Annotated in this window: 14 protein-coding genes; 7 read left to right on the forward strand and 7 right to left on the reverse strand. The window is 71.1% G+C overall.

Going from position 1 to position 15,875, the window contains the following annotated elements; all coding sequences use genetic code 11:
* Positions 1 to 23: 23 nt before the first annotated feature.
* On the reverse strand, positions 24 to 1,226 hold the full coding sequence (locus ACFV6V_RS01170) for an Ig-like domain-containing protein (RefSeq protein WP_385557241.1): 1,203 nt from the start codon (positions 1,224 to 1,226) through the stop codon (positions 24 to 26).
* A gap of 199 nt (positions 1,227 to 1,425) precedes the next feature.
* Here ACFV6V_RS01170 and ACFV6V_RS01175 point away from each other — a divergent pair, with 199 nt between their 5' ends.
* From ACFV6V_RS01175 to ACFV6V_RS01195, 5 genes are all read left to right on the forward strand, one after another.
* Positions 1,426 to 2,622, forward strand: a complete 1,197-nt coding sequence (locus tag ACFV6V_RS01175) for a lipid II:glycine glycyltransferase FemX (protein ID WP_385557244.1) — start codon at positions 1,426 to 1,428, stop codon at positions 2,620 to 2,622.
* 416 nt (positions 2,623 to 3,038) lie between these two features.
* Positions 3,039 to 4,592 (forward strand): murein biosynthesis integral membrane protein MurJ, encoded by a 1,554-nt coding sequence (gene murJ / locus ACFV6V_RS01180; protein ID WP_385557842.1) that lies wholly within the window; start codon positions 3,039 to 3,041, stop codon positions 4,590 to 4,592.
* 31 nt (positions 4,593 to 4,623) lie between these two features.
* On the forward strand, positions 4,624 to 5,322 hold the full coding sequence (locus ACFV6V_RS01185) for a response regulator transcription factor (protein ID WP_361287564.1): 699 nt from the start codon (positions 4,624 to 4,626) through the stop codon (positions 5,320 to 5,322).
* A complete protein-coding gene (locus ACFV6V_RS01190; RefSeq protein WP_385557247.1) occupies positions 5,319 to 6,788 on the forward strand; it encodes an ATP-binding protein in 1,470 nt (489 codons plus the stop codon). Before ACFV6V_RS01185 ends, ACFV6V_RS01190 begins: the two co-directional genes overlap by 4 nt.
* Positions 6,785 to 7,444 carry a hypothetical protein gene (locus ACFV6V_RS01195; RefSeq protein ID WP_385557250.1) on the forward strand — a complete coding sequence of 220 codons (660 nt, stop codon included), beginning with the start codon at positions 6,785 to 6,787 and terminating at the stop codon, positions 7,442 to 7,444. Before ACFV6V_RS01190 ends, ACFV6V_RS01195 begins: the two co-directional genes overlap by 4 nt.
* Here the strand turns inward: ACFV6V_RS01195 and ACFV6V_RS01200 are convergent.
* The 6 genes from ACFV6V_RS01200 to ACFV6V_RS01225 form a co-directional block, all read right to left on the reverse strand.
* Positions 7,441 to 8,259 (reverse strand): serine hydrolase domain-containing protein, encoded by an 819-nt coding sequence (locus ACFV6V_RS01200; protein WP_385557253.1) that lies wholly within the window; start codon positions 8,257 to 8,259, stop codon positions 7,441 to 7,443. The two genes, ACFV6V_RS01195 and ACFV6V_RS01200, sit on opposite strands and share 4 nt — an antisense overlap.
* Positions 8,260 to 8,352: 93 nt before the next feature.
* On the reverse strand, positions 8,353 to 9,033 hold the full coding sequence (locus tag ACFV6V_RS01205) for a response regulator (RefSeq protein WP_385557256.1): 681 nt from the start codon (positions 9,031 to 9,033) through the stop codon (positions 8,353 to 8,355).
* Positions 9,030 to 10,388 carry a sensor histidine kinase gene (locus ACFV6V_RS01210; RefSeq protein ID WP_385557259.1) on the reverse strand — a complete coding sequence of 453 codons (1,359 nt, stop codon included), beginning with the start codon at positions 10,386 to 10,388 and terminating at the stop codon, positions 9,030 to 9,032. The genes ACFV6V_RS01205 and ACFV6V_RS01210 overlap by 4 nt, the downstream gene beginning before the upstream one ends.
* A gap of 101 nt (positions 10,389 to 10,489) precedes the next feature.
* Positions 10,490 to 11,368, reverse strand: coding sequence for a DUF4429 domain-containing protein (locus ACFV6V_RS01215; protein WP_385557262.1), 879 nt, complete (start codon positions 11,366 to 11,368; stop codon positions 10,490 to 10,492).
* A gap of 71 nt (positions 11,369 to 11,439) precedes the next feature.
* Positions 11,440 to 12,651, reverse strand: a complete 1,212-nt coding sequence (locus ACFV6V_RS01220) for an alpha/beta hydrolase (RefSeq protein ID WP_385557265.1) — start codon at positions 12,649 to 12,651, stop codon at positions 11,440 to 11,442.
* A 77-nt stretch (positions 12,652 to 12,728) separates the two neighbouring features.
* Positions 12,729 to 13,415, reverse strand: coding sequence for a TetR/AcrR family transcriptional regulator (locus ACFV6V_RS01225; protein ID WP_385557845.1), 687 nt, complete (start codon positions 13,413 to 13,415; stop codon positions 12,729 to 12,731).
* Positions 13,416 to 13,655: 240 nt separating this feature from the next.
* On the opposite strand from ACFV6V_RS01225, the gene ACFV6V_RS01230 reads away from it, so the two are divergent.
* Together ACFV6V_RS01230 and ACFV6V_RS01235 are read left to right on the forward strand one after the other, a co-directional pair.
* Positions 13,656 to 15,263: an MFS transporter gene (locus ACFV6V_RS01230; protein ID WP_385557268.1), complete on the forward strand. Its 1,608-nt coding sequence runs from the start codon at positions 13,656 to 13,658 to the stop codon at positions 15,261 to 15,263.
* 186 nt (positions 15,264 to 15,449) lie between these two features.
* Positions 15,450 to 15,845: a peptidase inhibitor family I36 protein gene (locus tag ACFV6V_RS01235; protein WP_385557271.1), complete on the forward strand. Its 396-nt coding sequence runs from the start codon at positions 15,450 to 15,452 to the stop codon at positions 15,843 to 15,845.
* Positions 15,846 to 15,875 lie beyond the last annotated feature (30 nt).

Genomic DNA, 15,875 nt, shown 5'->3' on the forward strand with positions numbered 1-15,875 from the left:
GCGCACGGCCGGGCGGGTGCGCGTCAGCGCAGTGCGCTCTTCTTCTGCCACTCCTCCCACGACAGGTTCCACGCCCCGAAGCCGTTCTCCGGCGCGACCGTGCCCTTGGTCTCCTCGCCCTTGATCTCGAACGGGTCCCCCGGGCGCACCTGTCCGTAGAACCAGGCCGCGTTCTCGTTGCTCATCCCGATGCAGCCCGAACTGTGGTTGGCGTTGCCGAAGTACTGGGCGTTCCACGGCGCCGCGTGCGCGTACATCCCCGACCAGGTCAGCCGCATCGAGTAGTCGACCATCTTGTCGTAGGCGTCGCCGAGGCCCACGGTCTCGGAGTTCATGTTGATCGTGCCCTCCTTGGCCATCAGCACGGCGGTGCCGCGCCAGGAGCGCTTGTCGCCGCCCGGTGTGCCACCGGAGACGGGGATGCGGCGGACGGCCTTGCCGTCGCGCAGCAGCGTGAGCTGGTGGCTGTCGAGGTCGACCTTGACGATCTGCTGGGCGCCGATGGTGAAGGTGGTCGTGTAGTCGCGCACGAACCAGCCGCCGCCGCCCCCCGAATCGGTGCCGTTCAGCTCGGCGTTGAGGGTGACCTTGGTGCCGGGCTTCCAGTACGCCTTGGGCCGCCAGTCCACCCTGTCGTTGCCGGACCAGTCGCGCATCCAGCCCCAGGAGCCCTCGGTCTTGTCCGAGGTGGTGATCTTGAGCTGTTTCTCCACCTCGGCGCGGTTCTTGACGGGGTGGTCGAAGACGAGCGAGATCGGCTGCGCGACACCGACCGTGGCGCCCGCGCCGGGCCGCCAGTCCACCTTGTTGACCTTGTCCGCCTGCGCCGTGGCGAAGGAGGCCCGGGCCGTGCCCGCCGTGCCGCCCTTCGTCCGGGTCGCCGCCGTGACCTCGTAGGTCGTGCCGGGGGCCGCCTTGCGGTCCGAGGTCCAGGCCGTGCCGTCGGGGGTGAGCTTGCCGCCGAGTTTGTGCCCCTTGGCGTCGGTGACGGTGACGGAGGTGAGCTTGCCGCTGGTCGCGGTGACCTTGACGGGCTGGCCGGCGGTGGCCTGCTTCCCCTTCGGCGTGACGTTGACGGTGACGGGGTCGTCCGCGTGAGCGGCCTTGGCGTCGGCCGGGGCGGGAGTGGTGCCGGATGAGCAGGCGGCGAGCGGTGCCAGCAGGGCCGCGGCGACGACGGCCCGCACTCGTATGCGGTGACGGTTGCGGTGCAACAGAATCTCCATGGCTGTACAGGGGCCGGAACAGGGCAGTGCCGCGACTGTAGAACCGGGAAACCGCCGGTGAGCGCCGTGAAGGGCCATGTGACAACGACTGGTGAGGAACGGTCATGGTCCGGTCACATTCGCCGCGCGGGGCGGTCATCGGCGGCTGTGAGCATCTCGGCGTCCCCGCGAAAGCACGGGGAGGAAGAGAGGCTCACCTGTGTCAGCGCTGCTCGTGCCGCCCGGCCATGGCCAGAAGGTATGGAACCGTGCCGTCCGCCTGGCGCCCATCACCGTCGAGACATACCGCGCCTTCCTCACGACCCCGGCCGGTGCGGCCCTCGGCGCGGGCTTCCTCCAGTGCCCGTCCTGGGCGTATGTCAAGGAGGGCTGGCGCGCACAGTTCCTCGGCTGGGGACCGGACCCGGAAGCGGGTGGGCTGACCGGCGTCGCACTGGTGCTGCTGCGGCAGTTCCCCGGCACGCGCAAGTACTTCGCCTACCTTCCCGAAGGGCCCGTCGCCGACTGGGCGGACCCGGACATCGACGGCTGGCTCACCCTCCTACTGGACCATCTGCGCGCCACCGGCGCCTTCGCCGTACGCATCGGCCCTTCCCCCGCGTACCGGCGCTGGGACGCCGCCCGGCTCAAGTCGGCCACCGGACCCGGCAGACACCTCGCCGACGTCCTCGCCAGCGAGGTCGACCCGCTGGGCACCGCGGTCGCCGAACGGCTCCGCGCCCGGGGCTGGCGCCGCTGCGGCGGCGCCGGTGGCGCAGAGGACGGGGACGCCCAGCCGCGCTACGTCTTCCAGGTGCCGCTGGCCGGACGCACCACCGACGACCTGTGGGCGGGGCTCAACCAGGAGTGGCGGCGCAATGTCCGCCGCGCCAAGAAGGAGGGCGTGGAGGTGGTGGTGGGCAGCGCGGCCGAGCTCCCCGAGTTCTACCGGCTGCTGCGGATCACCGAGGAGCGCGACGGCTTCCGGCTCGGCCGCTCGCTCTCGTACTACGAGCGCCAGTACGCGGTGCTCAACGCGGAGGAGCCCGGGCGGATGAAGCTGTATCTGGCCCGTTACGGCGGGGAGATTCTGGCCGCCCACACGATGATCACGGTGGGCCGCCGTGTCTGGTACCAGACCGGTGCGTCCGCCGACCACCGCCGCGAGGTCCGGCCGTCCAACGCCCTGCAGTGGCGGATGCTGCTCGATGCCCATGCGCTGGGCGCCGACGTCTACGACATGCGCGGGGTACCCTCCACACTCGACCCTGACGAACGTGCGTACGGACTGATGCGGTGGAAGATCGGCACGGGCGGACAGGCGGTCGAGACGCTGGGGGAATGGGAGAAACCGTTGGGCGGAACCGCCAACCACACGCTGTACCGCGCCTTCCAGGCGTACCTGGCCCGCCGATGACGCGTGGGACGCCTCGGACGGGCCTGGGTGCGGAAAACGGCGGAGGCACCCCCGGCACGGGGGTGGGGGGTGTCTCCGTCGGCGGGGTGGCCGGGCCACCGCTTGCGGCGGGTGGCCCGGGCGACGCTCCTGCCGCGCCCGCGGAGGCGGCGTCCACGCTGCCCCGGCAGGTTGCGTACGGCGACGGGGCGGCCGGTTCCGGCGGCTACCGACCCGCTGACGCCGATCGCGACGGCACCGCGGGGCACCGGCCGCTGCCCGGTGCCCCGGTGGACCACGGCGCGAACAACGCGGCGAGCGTCCAGGCCGGGACGTCCACGCGCATCCGGGGCGAGGTGCCCGGCGACGGTGCGAGCGACGGGGCCGAGCCGGGCCGCGGGGCGAAACAGCCCTCCGCTCTGCGCAGCAGTGCCGTCATGGCCGCCGGGTCCATCGTGTCCCGTGCCACCGGCTTCGCCCGGTCCGCGGTCGTGGCCGCGGCGATCGGCACCATCGGGCCGGTCGCCGACAGCTACGCGGTCGGCAACGCCCTCCCCACCATCGTCTACATGCTGCTCATGGGCGGTGCGCTGAACGCCGTCTTCGTCCCCGAACTGGTCAAGGCGGCCAAGGAGCACAAGGACGGCGGCGCCGCCTACACCGACCGGTTGCTCACCGTCTGCACCGTCGCCCTGCTCGCCATCACGGCCACCGCCGTCTGGGCCGCGCCCGCGATCATCGACGCGTACACCGGCTACACCGGCGACCATGCCGCGATGGCGGTCGCGTTCGCGCGCTACTGCCTGCCGCAGATCTTCTTCCTCGGGCTGTTCACGCTGCTCGGGCAGGTGCTCAACGCACGCGGCCGGTTCGGCGCGATGATGTGGGCCCCGGTGCTCAACAACGTCGTCGTCATCACCGTCTTCGGGCTCTATCTGGCCCTCGCACTGGGCGGTGGGGGCACGCTCACCCCGACCGAGACCGCGCTGCTCGGCTGGGGAACGACCGCGGGCATCGCCGTCCAGGCGCTCGCCCTCGTCCCCGCCCTGCGCGCCGCACGTTTCCGCTGGCGACCGCGCTTCGACTGGCGCGGCAGCGGGCTGACCCGCCCGCTGCGTTCGGCCGGGTGGCTGGTGCTGCTGGTGCTCGCCAACCAGGCGGCGTACTGGGTCACGACCCGGCTGGCGACATCGGCCGGACTCGACGGCGGCCCGGGCTACAGCGCGTACAACAACGCCTACGCGCTCTGGGTCGTACCGCACGGGATCATCACCGTCTCGTTGGTGACCGCACTGGTGCCGCGGATGAGCGCGGCGGCGGCCGACGCGGACACCGCGGCAGTCCGGCGCGACGTCTCCTACGCCCTGCGCACCTCCGGCGCCGCCGTGGTCCCGTCCGCCTGCATGCTGTTCGCCCTCGCCCAGCCCGTGATGGCCCTGGTCTTCGGATACGGCGTGACCAGCGAGGGCGACACGGCCGCCATGGCCGCGATCCTGATGGCGTTCGCACCCGGGCTTGTCGCGATGTCCGGCCAGTACGTCCTGTCCCGTACGTTCTACGCGCTCTCCGACACCCGCACGCCCTTCCTGCTCAACCTGGTGATCGTCGGCCTCAACGCGGGACTCTCGCTGGCCGCCGCGTACCTGCTGCCCGCACGCTGGGTGGTCACGGGAATGGCGGCGGCGTACTCGCTGGCGCTGTGCGCGGGCTGGCTGGTCACGGGGATGGTGCTCAGCCGCCGACTGGGCGTCGCCGCGCCGTTGCGGTCCAATGCCGTCGGCGCCCATGGACGACTGCTGCTCGCCGCTGTGCCCGCGACCGCGCTGGGGTATCTGGCGGTGGCCGGCAGCGCACCGGCCGGGGCACTGGCCGCCGCGGCGGCGGGCGCGGGCGCCATCGTGCTCACCTTCGCCCTGCTCGCCCGCCCGCTGCGGCTCACCGAACTCGACGCGCTGCTCACCGGTCTGCGCCGCAGACTGGCCCGGCGCTGACCACATCGCACATCACCGAGGGAGACCCCCGATGCCCCGCGTGCTCCTCATCGAGGACGACCCTTCCGTACGCGAAGGGGTCGAGCTCGGTCTGCGCCGCCGCGGCCACGACGTACGGTCCGCCGCCACCGGCGAGGCCGGGCTCGCCGCGCTGGAGGAGTTCCGGCCCGACCTGCTGCTGCTGGACCTGATGCTGCCCGGGATGAACGGCGTCCAGGTGTGCCGGCGGGTACGTGAGAACAGCCAGTTGCCGATCATCATGCTCACCGCACGCGGGGACGACTTCGACGTGGTCGTGGGTCTTGAGGCCGGTGCCGACGACTACATCGTCAAGCCCGCCCGCACCGAGGTGATCGAGGCCAGGATCCGCGCGGTGCTGCGCCGTATCGAGGACCTCGGCCAGGGCCCGGGCGGCCAGGGCCGCCCGGCCGTGGACACGCACGGCGAGCTCACCATCGACCGGGCGGGACTGACCGTGACCAAGTCGGGACGCCAGCTCGCGCTGGCGCCCTCCGAGCTGAAACTGCTGCTCCATCTGTCCGCCGCGCCCGAGCAGGTGTTCAGCAGACAGCAACTCCTCGAGCACGTCTGGGAGCACAGCTACCACGCCGACGCCCGGCTGGTGGACGCCTGCGTGCGGCGCCTGCGCAACAAGATCGAGGACGAGGCGGGGACCCCCCGCTACATCCAGACCCTGCGGGGCTTCGGCTACCGCTTCGGACCACTGTGATCCGCCGCGCGCGGACCGCGGCATTCGGGCTGCGCATCCGGCTCGTACTCGCCTTCCTGCTGGTTGCCGCGGTCAGCGCGGGCACCACGGCCGCACTGACCTACCGCGAGGCCCGCAACGCCCTGCTGGAGACGGCCCAGGACACCGCTGTCTCGTCGTTCCGCGACCAGGTCCAGCTGATGGGCCTCGGTCTGCCCATCCAGGCCGAGGGGTTCGAAGAAGTCCTCCGGGAAATCGCACGCAAGGGCAAACCCCACCCCTGGGTGGTCTTCGCCGAATACGGCTCGATCCGCGCGTCGTCCGGCACCAGCCCCGTGTCCACCGTGATCACACCCGAGCTGCGGCGGGCCGCCGCGGCCAACCCCAACGGGGCGTTCCAGCGGGTCGTCAAGGACGGCGTCCCGTACCTCACCATCGCCATGCCCACCGTCTTCAAGGTCGGCCCTCGCGGGGTGATCCCCAGCCGGCTCACCCTCTACGCCGTCATGCGGATGACCGACGAGCAGATCAACGTCGACGCGCTCGTCACGGCGGCCCGCGACGGCGCCCTGCCCGGACTCGCCATCGCCCTGGTGCCCGCGCTGCTCGCGGCACGCAGCGTGCTGCGCCCGGTGCGCGAGCTGCGCCAGGCCGCGCAGAGCATGGGCAGCGGCAGGCTGGACACCCGCATCCAGGTCAGGGGCAGCGACGAACTCGCCGAACTGGCCCACACCTTCAACGAGTCGGCGGGCGAACTCGAACGCTCCGTGCACGAACTCCGGCAGGCCGAGGAACGCGCCCGCCGCTTCGCATCCGACGTCTCGCACGAACTACGCACCCCGCTGGCCGGAATGCTCGCCGTCACCGAGGTGCTCGACGAGGACGCGGACGATCTGGACCCCGACACCGCCAAGGCGGTCCGGCTGATCAGCACCGAGACCGGAAAGCTGGCCGTGCTGGTGGAGGACCTGATGGAGATCTCCCGCTTCGACGCCCGCGCGGCCGAGCTGAACACCGACGAGGTCGACGCGGCGGAGGCCATCCGCAAGACCCTGGAGAACCGGCACTGGACCGACGAGCGGGGTGTCCGCACCGAACTGCCCGACGGCGTCCGCGCCCGGCTCGATCTGCGCCGCTTCGACATCGTCGTCGCCAACCTCGTCGGCAACGCCCTGCGGCACGGCAGCACGCCCGTCACCGTACGGCTGCGCACCGAGGCGCGTTCCGACGGTCACCCGGTGCTGATCACCGAGGTCACGGACAGCGGTTCCGGTATCAGTCCCGATGTGCTGCCGCATATCTTCGACCGCTTCTACAAGGCAGACGCGGCCCGTACGCGTTCGGCGGGCAGCGGGCTCGGACTGGCCATCACGCTGGAGAACGTACGGCTGCACGGAGGCACGGTGCGCGCCGGGAACCAGGCGGATGGCGGGGCCGTCTTCGCCGTGGAGATACCGCTCCGCGCGGAGGAGGAGGCCAGCGGATGAGGCGTGCGCGCCTGCGATACCGGTACGCCGCCGCGGCCGCGCTGCCCGTCGCCGCGCTGCTCGCCGGGTGCGGCATCCAGGAGACGGACGTCGTCGAGGCGGGCGGTCCGGCGACCATCCAGACCTTTGTGACACGCGGCAATGACATGCTGCTCTTCTTCCGTGCGCCGGACGGGGAGCTGAGTCCCGTGATCCGGACCGTCTACTCGGAATCGTCAGGCTCCGCGGCCGGATTTCCCCCCGGAAACACGTTGGACGGGGAGGCGTCACCCGCGACGACGGGGAGAGCGGTCCAGGCGCTGCTCGCCGGTCCGCGCAAGGAGGACCTGGCGGCGGGGCTGGGCACCGGTCTGCCCCGGGCGGCCCCGGGCGGGTCTCTGCACGTCGCGCCCGAGCAGGGCGGCATCTCGGCCGGGTTGCCGATCGCCCTGCGCGGACTCGACGAGACCGCGTTGCGTCAGCTGGTCTGCACGATCGCGTATGCGGAGGACCCCGAGGGCGGGGTCATGGTCCGGCTGACCGGCCAGGACATCTCGACGGCGCCCGCCGCCTGCGGCATCGACGTGCACGCCGACGCCGCACCGACTTCCTCTGCCAGCGAAGCAAGCCAGGAGAAGGTGCCGCCCGCCGCGGGCAGCGGGACCGAACAGCCCTAGCGCCCGCGCAGCTCGGCGAGTACCGCGTCGGTGAACGGCGGCCACGCCTCGACCGCCCACGGACCGAAAGCCCGGTCGGTCAGCGCCACACAGGCCGTGCGGGCGTCCGGATCGACCCACAGGAACGTACCGGACTGGCCGAAGTGCCCGAAGGCCCGCGGGGATGACGAAGCACCCGTCCAGTGCGGGGTCTTGGAGTCCCGGATCTCGAAGCCGAGGCCCCAGTCGTTGGGCTTCTGGTGCCCGTAGCCCGGCAGCACCCCGGACAGACCTGGGTGCACCACGGACATCGCCTCGAGTACGGTGCGCGGATCGAGCAGCCGCGGAGCCTGCACCTCCGCCGCGAACCGCACCAGGTCGTCCACCGTGGACACGCCGTCCTTCGCGGGTGAGCCGTCCAGCGTCGTGGACGTCATGCCCAACGGCTCCAGCACGGCCTGCCGCAGATACTCGGCGAACGGGATGTCGGTCGCCTTCGCGATGTGATCGCCGAGCACCTCGAACCCTGCGTTCGAATACAGCCTCCGCGTCCCTGGAGTGGCCACGACCCGGTGCTCGTCGAACGCCAGCCCGCTGGTGTGCGCGAGCAGATGGCGCACGGTGGCCCCCTCGGGCCCGGCCGGCTCGTCCAGCTCCACGGCCCCCTCCTCGTACGCGACCAGCGCGGCGTACGCGGTGAGCGGCTTGGTGACCGAGGCGAGCGGGAACCGGTGTGCCGTCCGACCGTACGTCCCGGCGACGGTGCCATCGGCACGGACGACAGCGGCGGCGGCGGTGGGGACGGGCCAGTTCCCGATCAAGGCGAGGCTTTCCATGCCTATGACCCTAAAGTACGCCCGCCCCACCCCGTGGTCGCGAGGCCCCGTGGTCGCCACCAGGGGCTGACGGGCGACCTGGGCCACCCCCGCTCACGCGCCCCCCGGGCGCACCAGCCCCGACTCGTACGCGAAGATCACCGCCTGCGCCCTGTCCCGCAGCCCCAGCTTCGAGAGCACCCGCCCCACGTGTGTTTTCACCGTCTGCTCCGCGACGATGAGCTGCCCCGCTATCTCCAGGTTGGACAGCCCCCGCGCGATCAGTTCCAGTACCTCGGTCTCACGCGGGGTGAGCCCGCCGAGCCGGAGGGCCGCGCGATCCCCGCGCGGGGCGGGCCGCTGTGCCGCGAAGTCGGCGATCAGCCGACGGGTGACCGAGGGCGCCAGCAGTGCCTCGCCCGCCGCGACCACACGCACCGCCGAGATCAGGTCGGCCGGTGGCGCGTCCTTGAGCAGGAACCCCGAGGCGCCCGCACGCAGCGCCTCGTACACGTAGTCGTCCACGTCGAACGTGGTGAGCATCAGCACCTTCGGCACATGGACCACGCCCGGCGGGGGCGACAGGATCTGCCTCGCCGCCGCGAGTCCGTCGAGCTCCGGCATCCTCACGTCCATCAGCACCACGTCCGGGTGCGCGGAGCGTGCGACCTGGACGCCCACTCGGCCGTCCGGTGCCTCGCCCACGACGTCGATGTCGGTCTGCGCGGACAGCAGCGCGGCGAACCCCGCGCGCACCATGGCCTGGTCGTCGACGATGATCACGCGGATCGTCACAGAGCGTCCTTCGTACTCGGTATCACGGATGCCACCGGTGTCCCGGACACCTCGGTTCCCAGCGGTCCCGCCGGCGCCAGCGGCATTCGCGCGGCGACCCGGAAGCCGCCGTCCGGCAGCGGCCCCGTGTCCAGGGTGCCGCCGGTCAGCCGTACGCGTTCCCGCATACCGACCAGACCGTGCCCCGTCCCCGTGCTCTCCAGGGCCGACACGGGCTCGGCCGCCGCTCCGTTGACCACGAGGACGGTCAGATGCGTGTCGTCGGCCGTCACCGACACGCGGGTCGCCGCACCCGGGGCGTGCCGAATGACGTTCGCGAGTGCCTCCTGCACGATGCGGTACGCCGACAGGTCCACGGACTGCGGTACGCCGTCCGGCTCGGCCAGTCCCACCAGCGCCGCCTGGAGCGAGAGTTCGGCCGGCACCCCCGCCCGTACCGTCGCCTCGACGAGCTGCTGGATCCGGTCGAGACCGGGCTGCGGTGCCCGCTCGCCCTCGGAGCCTTCGCTGCGCAGCACGGCCAGCAGCCGGCGCATCTCGGCGAGGGATTCCCTGGCACTGGAGGCGATCGTGGCGAACTCCTCGCGGGCCGTGTCGGGCAGTCCGTCGATCCGGTACGGCGCCGAGTCGGCCTGCACGGTGATCACGGACATGTGGTGGGCCACCACATCGTGCAACTCCCTCGCGATCCTGGTGCGTTCCTCGAGCAGGGTGCGCCGGGCCCGCTCGGCCTCGCTGATGGTCTCCTGTTCCGCCAGCCTGCGCTGGGCGTCACGGCGTTCGCGTATGGCCGCGCCGATGAACAGCACCACACCGCTCAACACGGAGAGCAGCACATCGCCGCTGCTGCCGCGTCCTGCCGGGACCGGTGTCGCGAGCTGCCCCAGGAGGAATCCCACCACGCCGGTCAGCAGCCAGACCGTGACCAGGGTGCGCCGCGGCTCGCGCAGGGCCAGGGCCAGCATCAGGAAGAGGTAGCCGATGATGACGGGCGGTGGCCACGGCCAGATGGTGTCGTCCGCGGTGCCCGCGAGGTTGAGGGCGCAGACGATGTCGAAGGGGAAGATGATCCACCAGGCCTGGAGCGGCCGGCGCACGATCATCACCAGCGGGCCCGCGCTGCCGACGGCGAGCACTTCGGCGAGCCCGCGATTGGCCCCGTACATGTCGATGAAGTTGAACGTCGTCGTGGGCACCAGGATCGCGGTGAGTGCGAACGCGATGACATGGGGGATCCTGCGCCACCACCGCTTCGGAGAGCCGGCGGGCGGCGCGGCCGGCTGGTCCGAGGGGTGCGCCAGGCCGCGCAAGGCCTCTATGGCGTAGCGGTAAGGGGAGGGGTTTCTTTGGGACATGGCCCGGTCAAGCCTAGGTGCCCGGTCCGTCCGGGTCGTCATACCGCGGAACCGGGTGGGGTGTCATACCGGGGTATGACACCCCACCCGCACAGCGGCGCCTACAACTCCGCCAGCAGCTCGGCCTTCTTCGCCCGGAACTCCTCGTCCGTCACCAGACCCGCGCTGTGCAGCTCCCCGAGGTGCCGTATCCGCTCCGCGACCCCCGCCGGGTCGTGGGCGGACGGCACGGGTGCCGACGACGACGAGGCCTCGCGTATCGCCTCGAGCACGGCCGCGGCGAAGGGCAGGGACTCGTGGACGGGACCGTATCCGAGGCCGAACACCACCGCGGCCGGGTCCTTGTCGGCCTGCGGGGGCACGGCGCCGGGCGCGACGCCGTCCAGGGCCGGGTCGCCAGGGCGGCGCAGCAGCCGCAGATACCCGTCGAAGACATCGGGCGAGCGCCACTCCACACCGGTCAGTTCGGAGACCGCGACGGTCTGGTCACCGGCCTTCCACTTGGCGGACGAGGCGCCCGTCCAGGACCAGCGAAACGTCACCTTCTCGCCATCGAACGCGGCCTTGCCGTCGTACGCCTTGAACTGGAGCGGTGCCTCCACCGACGACACCAGGTACGAGGCCGAAGGCCCCGCGCCCTCGCCGGGCAGCGCTGCGCGGAGCTCGTCCGCGTAATACTCGGCGACCAGTTCGCGGTCGGCGGGCAGCACCAGGCGATAGGGGTCGCAGTTCTCCGGAAGCTGGCCGTCGGCGGCGTCCATCAGCGGATCCGCCCCTGGTCTCGGCACCGCGCGCAGCACCACCGTGCCGCGTTTGCCGGGGGAGAGGGTCACCGACTCCAGCGCTTCGAGAGGGATACGCCGTTCACCCAGCACCTGGAACAGCTTCGGCGTGCCGCGATTCCCCCGTGCGAAGCGGATGAGTACGGAGTCAGGTTCGAACTCCCAGGCGGCATGACTTCCGGCCAGAACATCACCCATGTGCCTCATCGTAGGCGGCGTGTGCCCGCGCGTCGCCCCTCGATGGATCCTTGACGCGCTTGAGGACACGCTCAAGCCGTGTTCAGCCCCTGGAGTCCGGCTCGGCAGGCACCGACCCCGTCCGCGCAGCTCACCGCGCCATACGCACCGACGCCTATCTCGGCGAAGTTGGCGAGGCTCTCGGTGCCGGGCTCGAAGTACCCGGCGTGCCCCACCGCGCGCGCCGCCGAAAGCACCCGAGCCCCGAACTCGGGCGTGACCGGATCCGCGCCATGACCCAGCCCGCCGACCTCCAGATACGGCACGTCCTGGATCCAGTCGTCGCTGTCGCGCATCGACCACACCCGTGCGGCGGTCCCGAGCTGCGCCGCGCTCTCCGCACGCATCCCGGGACTGCCGGCGACAGCAAGGTCACCGACCCGCTGCGGCAGTTCGCGGGCGGCGACCCCGCAGACCACCGAACCGTAGCTGTGGCAGAACAGGGACACCCTGGCCGCCCCGGGCAGCGACTCGGTCATCGCCACCAGCCGGTCGGCGCCGGTCGCGGCCAGCCTGCCGGTGGAGGCGTCCAGGCCCACACCGGCCGGAGCGGTGTAGTCGGCCCAGGCGATGACGGCGGTCCGGGTGGTGGGGGAGGCGGTCCGCTCGGCCTCGTACAGCGACTGCGCCATGCCCACCGGGGCCGTGTACCTCCGCCTGCTCTTCTCGAAGGTCAGCAGATTGGTGTCGACACCGGGTACGACCACCGAGACCCGCTGCGCGCGGTCGAGATCACCGAGGACCTCGGCCGCACGGCCCTTGCCCGAGGGGTCGAAGGCCAGGATCTGGCGGCCGGGTTGCAGCAGTGAGGCGAACCGGTGCATCCGCCGCACCGCTTCGCCGCGGCCCTCCGCGGAGAGCCGGGCGTCATGCGTGCGGGACTCCTCGACGCGGAGCGCCTCGGTGAGCGCGAGGCGGTTGGCGCGGTAGCGCAGAGTGAACGGTGCGCCGTTGAGATTCCCCACCACCAGGGGGTGCCGGTCGGCCAGTCTCGCCGCGTCCCGTGTGCCTATGGAGGCGAAGAATCCGGCGAGTCGCCCGGGCGGGGCACCGGGGTCGGGCAGCGCGCGCGACCCGATCCGGTCCTTCGTCCAAGCGGCGAGTGCGGCTTCGCCGGGCTCGGCGGGAGCGCGCTGATCTCGCACCGCGGTCCAGCCGGTGGTGGCGAGCAGCACGAACACGACGGCAAGAGCGAGCAGGGCGCGCCAGACGTTGAGCGGGGGTGATGAGTCGAGGGGAGTCACTGAGGGGACAGCCTAGGGGGCCTCTCACGGCACCCACGAAGACCGTGAGAGAGATCACGCGTCCGACAGGTGTGTGATTACGGTGCGTGGTTCCCGGGCGTACGTTCCGGTGCGTGACCGGTGCTCGGCGTGCCCCGTTCCGTACCAGCCTCCGTACGCCACTGGGTGGCCAAGGCCGGTACGAGGTGATCCAGGTAACTCTCGGTCAGATCCCGGATCGCGTCCATGCTCGCGTCCTCGCCCTGCCCCCAGAGCCTGCCGGTGACCCGCATCACCCCGGTGAACGCGGCCACGGCGACGCGGGGACGGGGGTCGGTCTCGAAGTCGAGGCCCTCGCGGTCCGCGATCAGCCGGGCGACCTGTTCGTCCAGCTCGGCGGAGCGGCGCAGGTGCACGGCCAGTAGAGAGGCGGTCGACTCGATCATCTGATAAGTCCGCATGTGGAGTTCGACCGGCACGACCTCCTCGATGGCTTCGTCCACGGTGTCCCAGGCGGAGCGCACGGCGGCCCGCATGGCCTCGAACGGGCTCTCGCCGGGCGGCCGTTCGCGCAGGGCCTGGAGGAAATGGGACTCGACGACGTCCTGGACCGCGAAGGCCACTTCCTCCTTGTTGGCGAAGTAGCGGAAGAACGTGCGCTGGGACACCTCGACGGAGTCCGTGATCTCGTCGACGGTCGTCTGTTCGTACCCCTGCGTCGCGAACAGTTCGAGTGCGGCGCGCAGCAGGGCGTTCCGGGTGCGCTGCTTCTTGAGTTCGCGCAGTCCGGGCTTTCTCGGCTCCTCGCCGTCGCGCGAGTCGTCACGCTCCCCGCGGGGCTCCTCGCGAGGTTCGTCCCGCGCCTCGTTCTGCGGCTCGCGCAGTCCGGTCTCCGTCACCTGGTGGCCTGCTCCTTGCCGTCCTTGTGCTGCTTTTTCCGATTGAGCGTACCCGTGAGCGACATGACAGTTACCGACTCATGAAATTCTTTGTCAACTGTCAGTCGCTGTCACTAGTCTGCCGCCATGACTAGTCAGACCACCGTGGACAAGGTGCCCGAGGACGTACGTCCCGCCGAAACGGCACCGGCCAAGGGGCTGCGCGGGCACCCCTGGCTGACGCTCTTCGCCGTGGCCATCGGCGTGATGATGGTCGCGCTCGACGGCACCATCGTCGCCATCGCCAACCCGGCCATCCTCAAGGACCTCGGTGCCTCGCTCGCCGACGTGCAGTGGATCACCAACGGCTATCTGCTGGCTCTCGCCGTCACGCTGATCACGGCGGGCAAGCTCGGTGACCGCTTCGGCCACCGCCAGACCTTCCTGATCGGTGTCACGGGCTTCGCACTGGCCTCCGGCGCCATCGGCCTCTCGGACGCCATCGCGCCCGTGATCGGCTTCCGGGTGCTCCAGGGTCTCTTCGGTGCTCTGCTGATGCCCGCCGCCCTCGGCCTGCTGCGCGCCACCTTCCCCGCCGAGAAGCTCAACATGGCCATCGGTATCTGGGGCATGGTCATCGGCGCCTCCACGGCCGGCGGCCCGATCCTGGGCGGTGTGCTCGTGGAGCACGTCAACTGGCAGTCGGTGTTCTTCATCAATGTGCCGGTCGGCGCGATCGCGCTGCTGCTCGGACTGTTCATCCTCACGGACCACCGCGCGGGGAACGCGCCCAGGTCGTTCGACATCCCGGGCATCCTGTTGCTGTCCGGCGCGATGTTCGCCCTGGTCTGGCCGCTGATCAAGGCCGGTGAATGGGGCTGGGGCTCCCCGGGCACCCTGGGCTGGCTGGTCGGGTCCGCGGCGCTCTTCGCGCTGTTCGCCTGGTGGGAGACCCGGGTCGCGGAACCGCTCATCCCGCTGCGGCTGTTCCGCTCGGTGCCGGTGTCGGCAGGCACGGTGCTGATGGTCCTGATGGCTTTCGCCTTCATGGGCGGCCTCTTCTTCGTCACGTTCTACCTGGCGAACGTGCACGGGATGAGCGCCATCGACAGCGGTCTGCACCTCCTGCCGCTCACCGGAATGATGATCGTCTCGTCACCGCTTGCGGGAGCGCTCATCACCCGCTTCGGTCCGCGTGTCCCGCTGGTCGGCGGCATGGTGTCCACGGCGGTCGCGATGTTCGGGATGACCACGCTGACCACGGACACCGGCACCCTCCAGATGTCCCTGTGGTTCGCCCTCCTCGGGTTCGGTCTGGCACCGGTCATGGTCGGCGCCACCGAGGTCATCGTGGGCAACGCGCCGCTGGAGCTGTCCGGTGTGGCCGGCGGTCTCCAGCAGGCCGCCATGCAGGTCGGCGGCAGCCTCGGTACGGCGGTGCTGGGCGCGATCATGTCGGCCAAGGTCGACGCCGACCTGGCGGGCAACTGGACGGACGCGGGGCTCCCGCAGCTGCCGCCCCAGTACCTCGACGAGGCGAAGGCGGCGGTGGAGGTCGGCGTCGCACCGGTCGGCGCAAGCACCCCGCCCCCGGTCGCCGCCAAGATCGCCGAGGTCGCCCACGACACCTTCATGTCGGGGATGGTGCTGGCCTTTACCGTCGCGGGGATCGTGGCGGTCGCGGCGGCCGTGGTCTCCCTGTTCACCAAGCGTGGTGCGAACGCGGAGGCAGGCACGGGAGCGGCCCATATCTGACGCTCCGACGACCACTGCGTCAACCGCATCAGTGCTGACAGCCCCGCCGGACGTGTCCGGCGGGGCTGTCACCCATCAGGATGAACTCGCCCGTCGGGTCTTCCGCCACGCCGTCACGAGTGGTCACTCTGCGTATACGTCATCAGTGCTCATCGCACGCACGTGCCAACACGGGGGTTGATCCTTATGCGTATGACTCTTCCCGCTGCCGTCCTGGCCCTGTTCAGCGCACTCATCGCGCTCGCGCCCGTGGCTCCCGCCGCTCCCACGGCCTCGGCCAAGGTGCCGCCCGGACCGGTTATGGGTCCCTGCGCAGCGGGCGAGCTCTGCCTCTGGGAGAGACCGGACTTCACCGGCGGCCGACAGGTCCATGAGCTGTCCGGGCTCGACATCGAGTCCTGTGTCCCCCTGCCCGCCGGCAGCACCGCTGCGGCCCTCGCCAACCGCACCGGACGGCCCGTCACCACCTATCAGTCGGCGGAGTGTGCCGAGACGGGCGAGTTCGAGACGTATCCGGGCGGTGGCACCTGGGTGCCGCAATCCCCTTATCGGGTGCGGGCATTCAAGGTCTGGGAGACCTAGGTGTGTTGTCCGGGCGGTCCTCAGGGATCG

The sequence above is a fragment of the Streptomyces sp. NPDC059828 genome, from assembly GCF_042731955.1.
Taxonomy (GTDB): domain Bacteria; phylum Actinomycetota; class Actinomycetes; order Streptomycetales; family Streptomycetaceae; genus Streptomyces.

Coding starts and splice junctions, on each gene's coding strand:
- ACFV6V_RS01170 (WP_385557241.1), bottom strand. CDS start 1,226: ATGGAGATTCTGTTGCACCGCAACCGTCACCGCATACGAGTGCGGGCC.
- murJ (WP_385557842.1), top strand. CDS start 3,039: ATGGCCGCCGGGTCCATCGTGTCCCGTGCCACCGGCTTCGCCCGGTCC.
- ACFV6V_RS01185 (WP_361287564.1), top strand. CDS start 4,624: ATGCCCCGCGTGCTCCTCATCGAGGACGACCCTTCCGTACGCGAAGGG.
- ACFV6V_RS01195 (WP_385557250.1), top strand. CDS start 6,785: ATGAGGCGTGCGCGCCTGCGATACCGGTACGCCGCCGCGGCCGCGCTG.
- ACFV6V_RS01200 (WP_385557253.1), bottom strand. CDS start 8,259: ATGGAAAGCCTCGCCTTGATCGGGAACTGGCCCGTCCCCACCGCCGCC.
- ACFV6V_RS01210 (WP_385557259.1), bottom strand. CDS start 10,388: ATGTCCCAAAGAAACCCCTCCCCTTACCGCTACGCCATAGAGGCCTTG.
- ACFV6V_RS01215 (WP_385557262.1), bottom strand. CDS start 11,368: ATGGGTGATGTTCTGGCCGGAAGTCATGCCGCCTGGGAGTTCGAACCT.
- ACFV6V_RS01230 (WP_385557268.1), top strand. CDS start 13,656: ATGACTAGTCAGACCACCGTGGACAAGGTGCCCGAGGACGTACGTCCC.
- ACFV6V_RS01235 (WP_385557271.1), top strand. CDS start 15,450: ATGCGTATGACTCTTCCCGCTGCCGTCCTGGCCCTGTTCAGCGCACTC.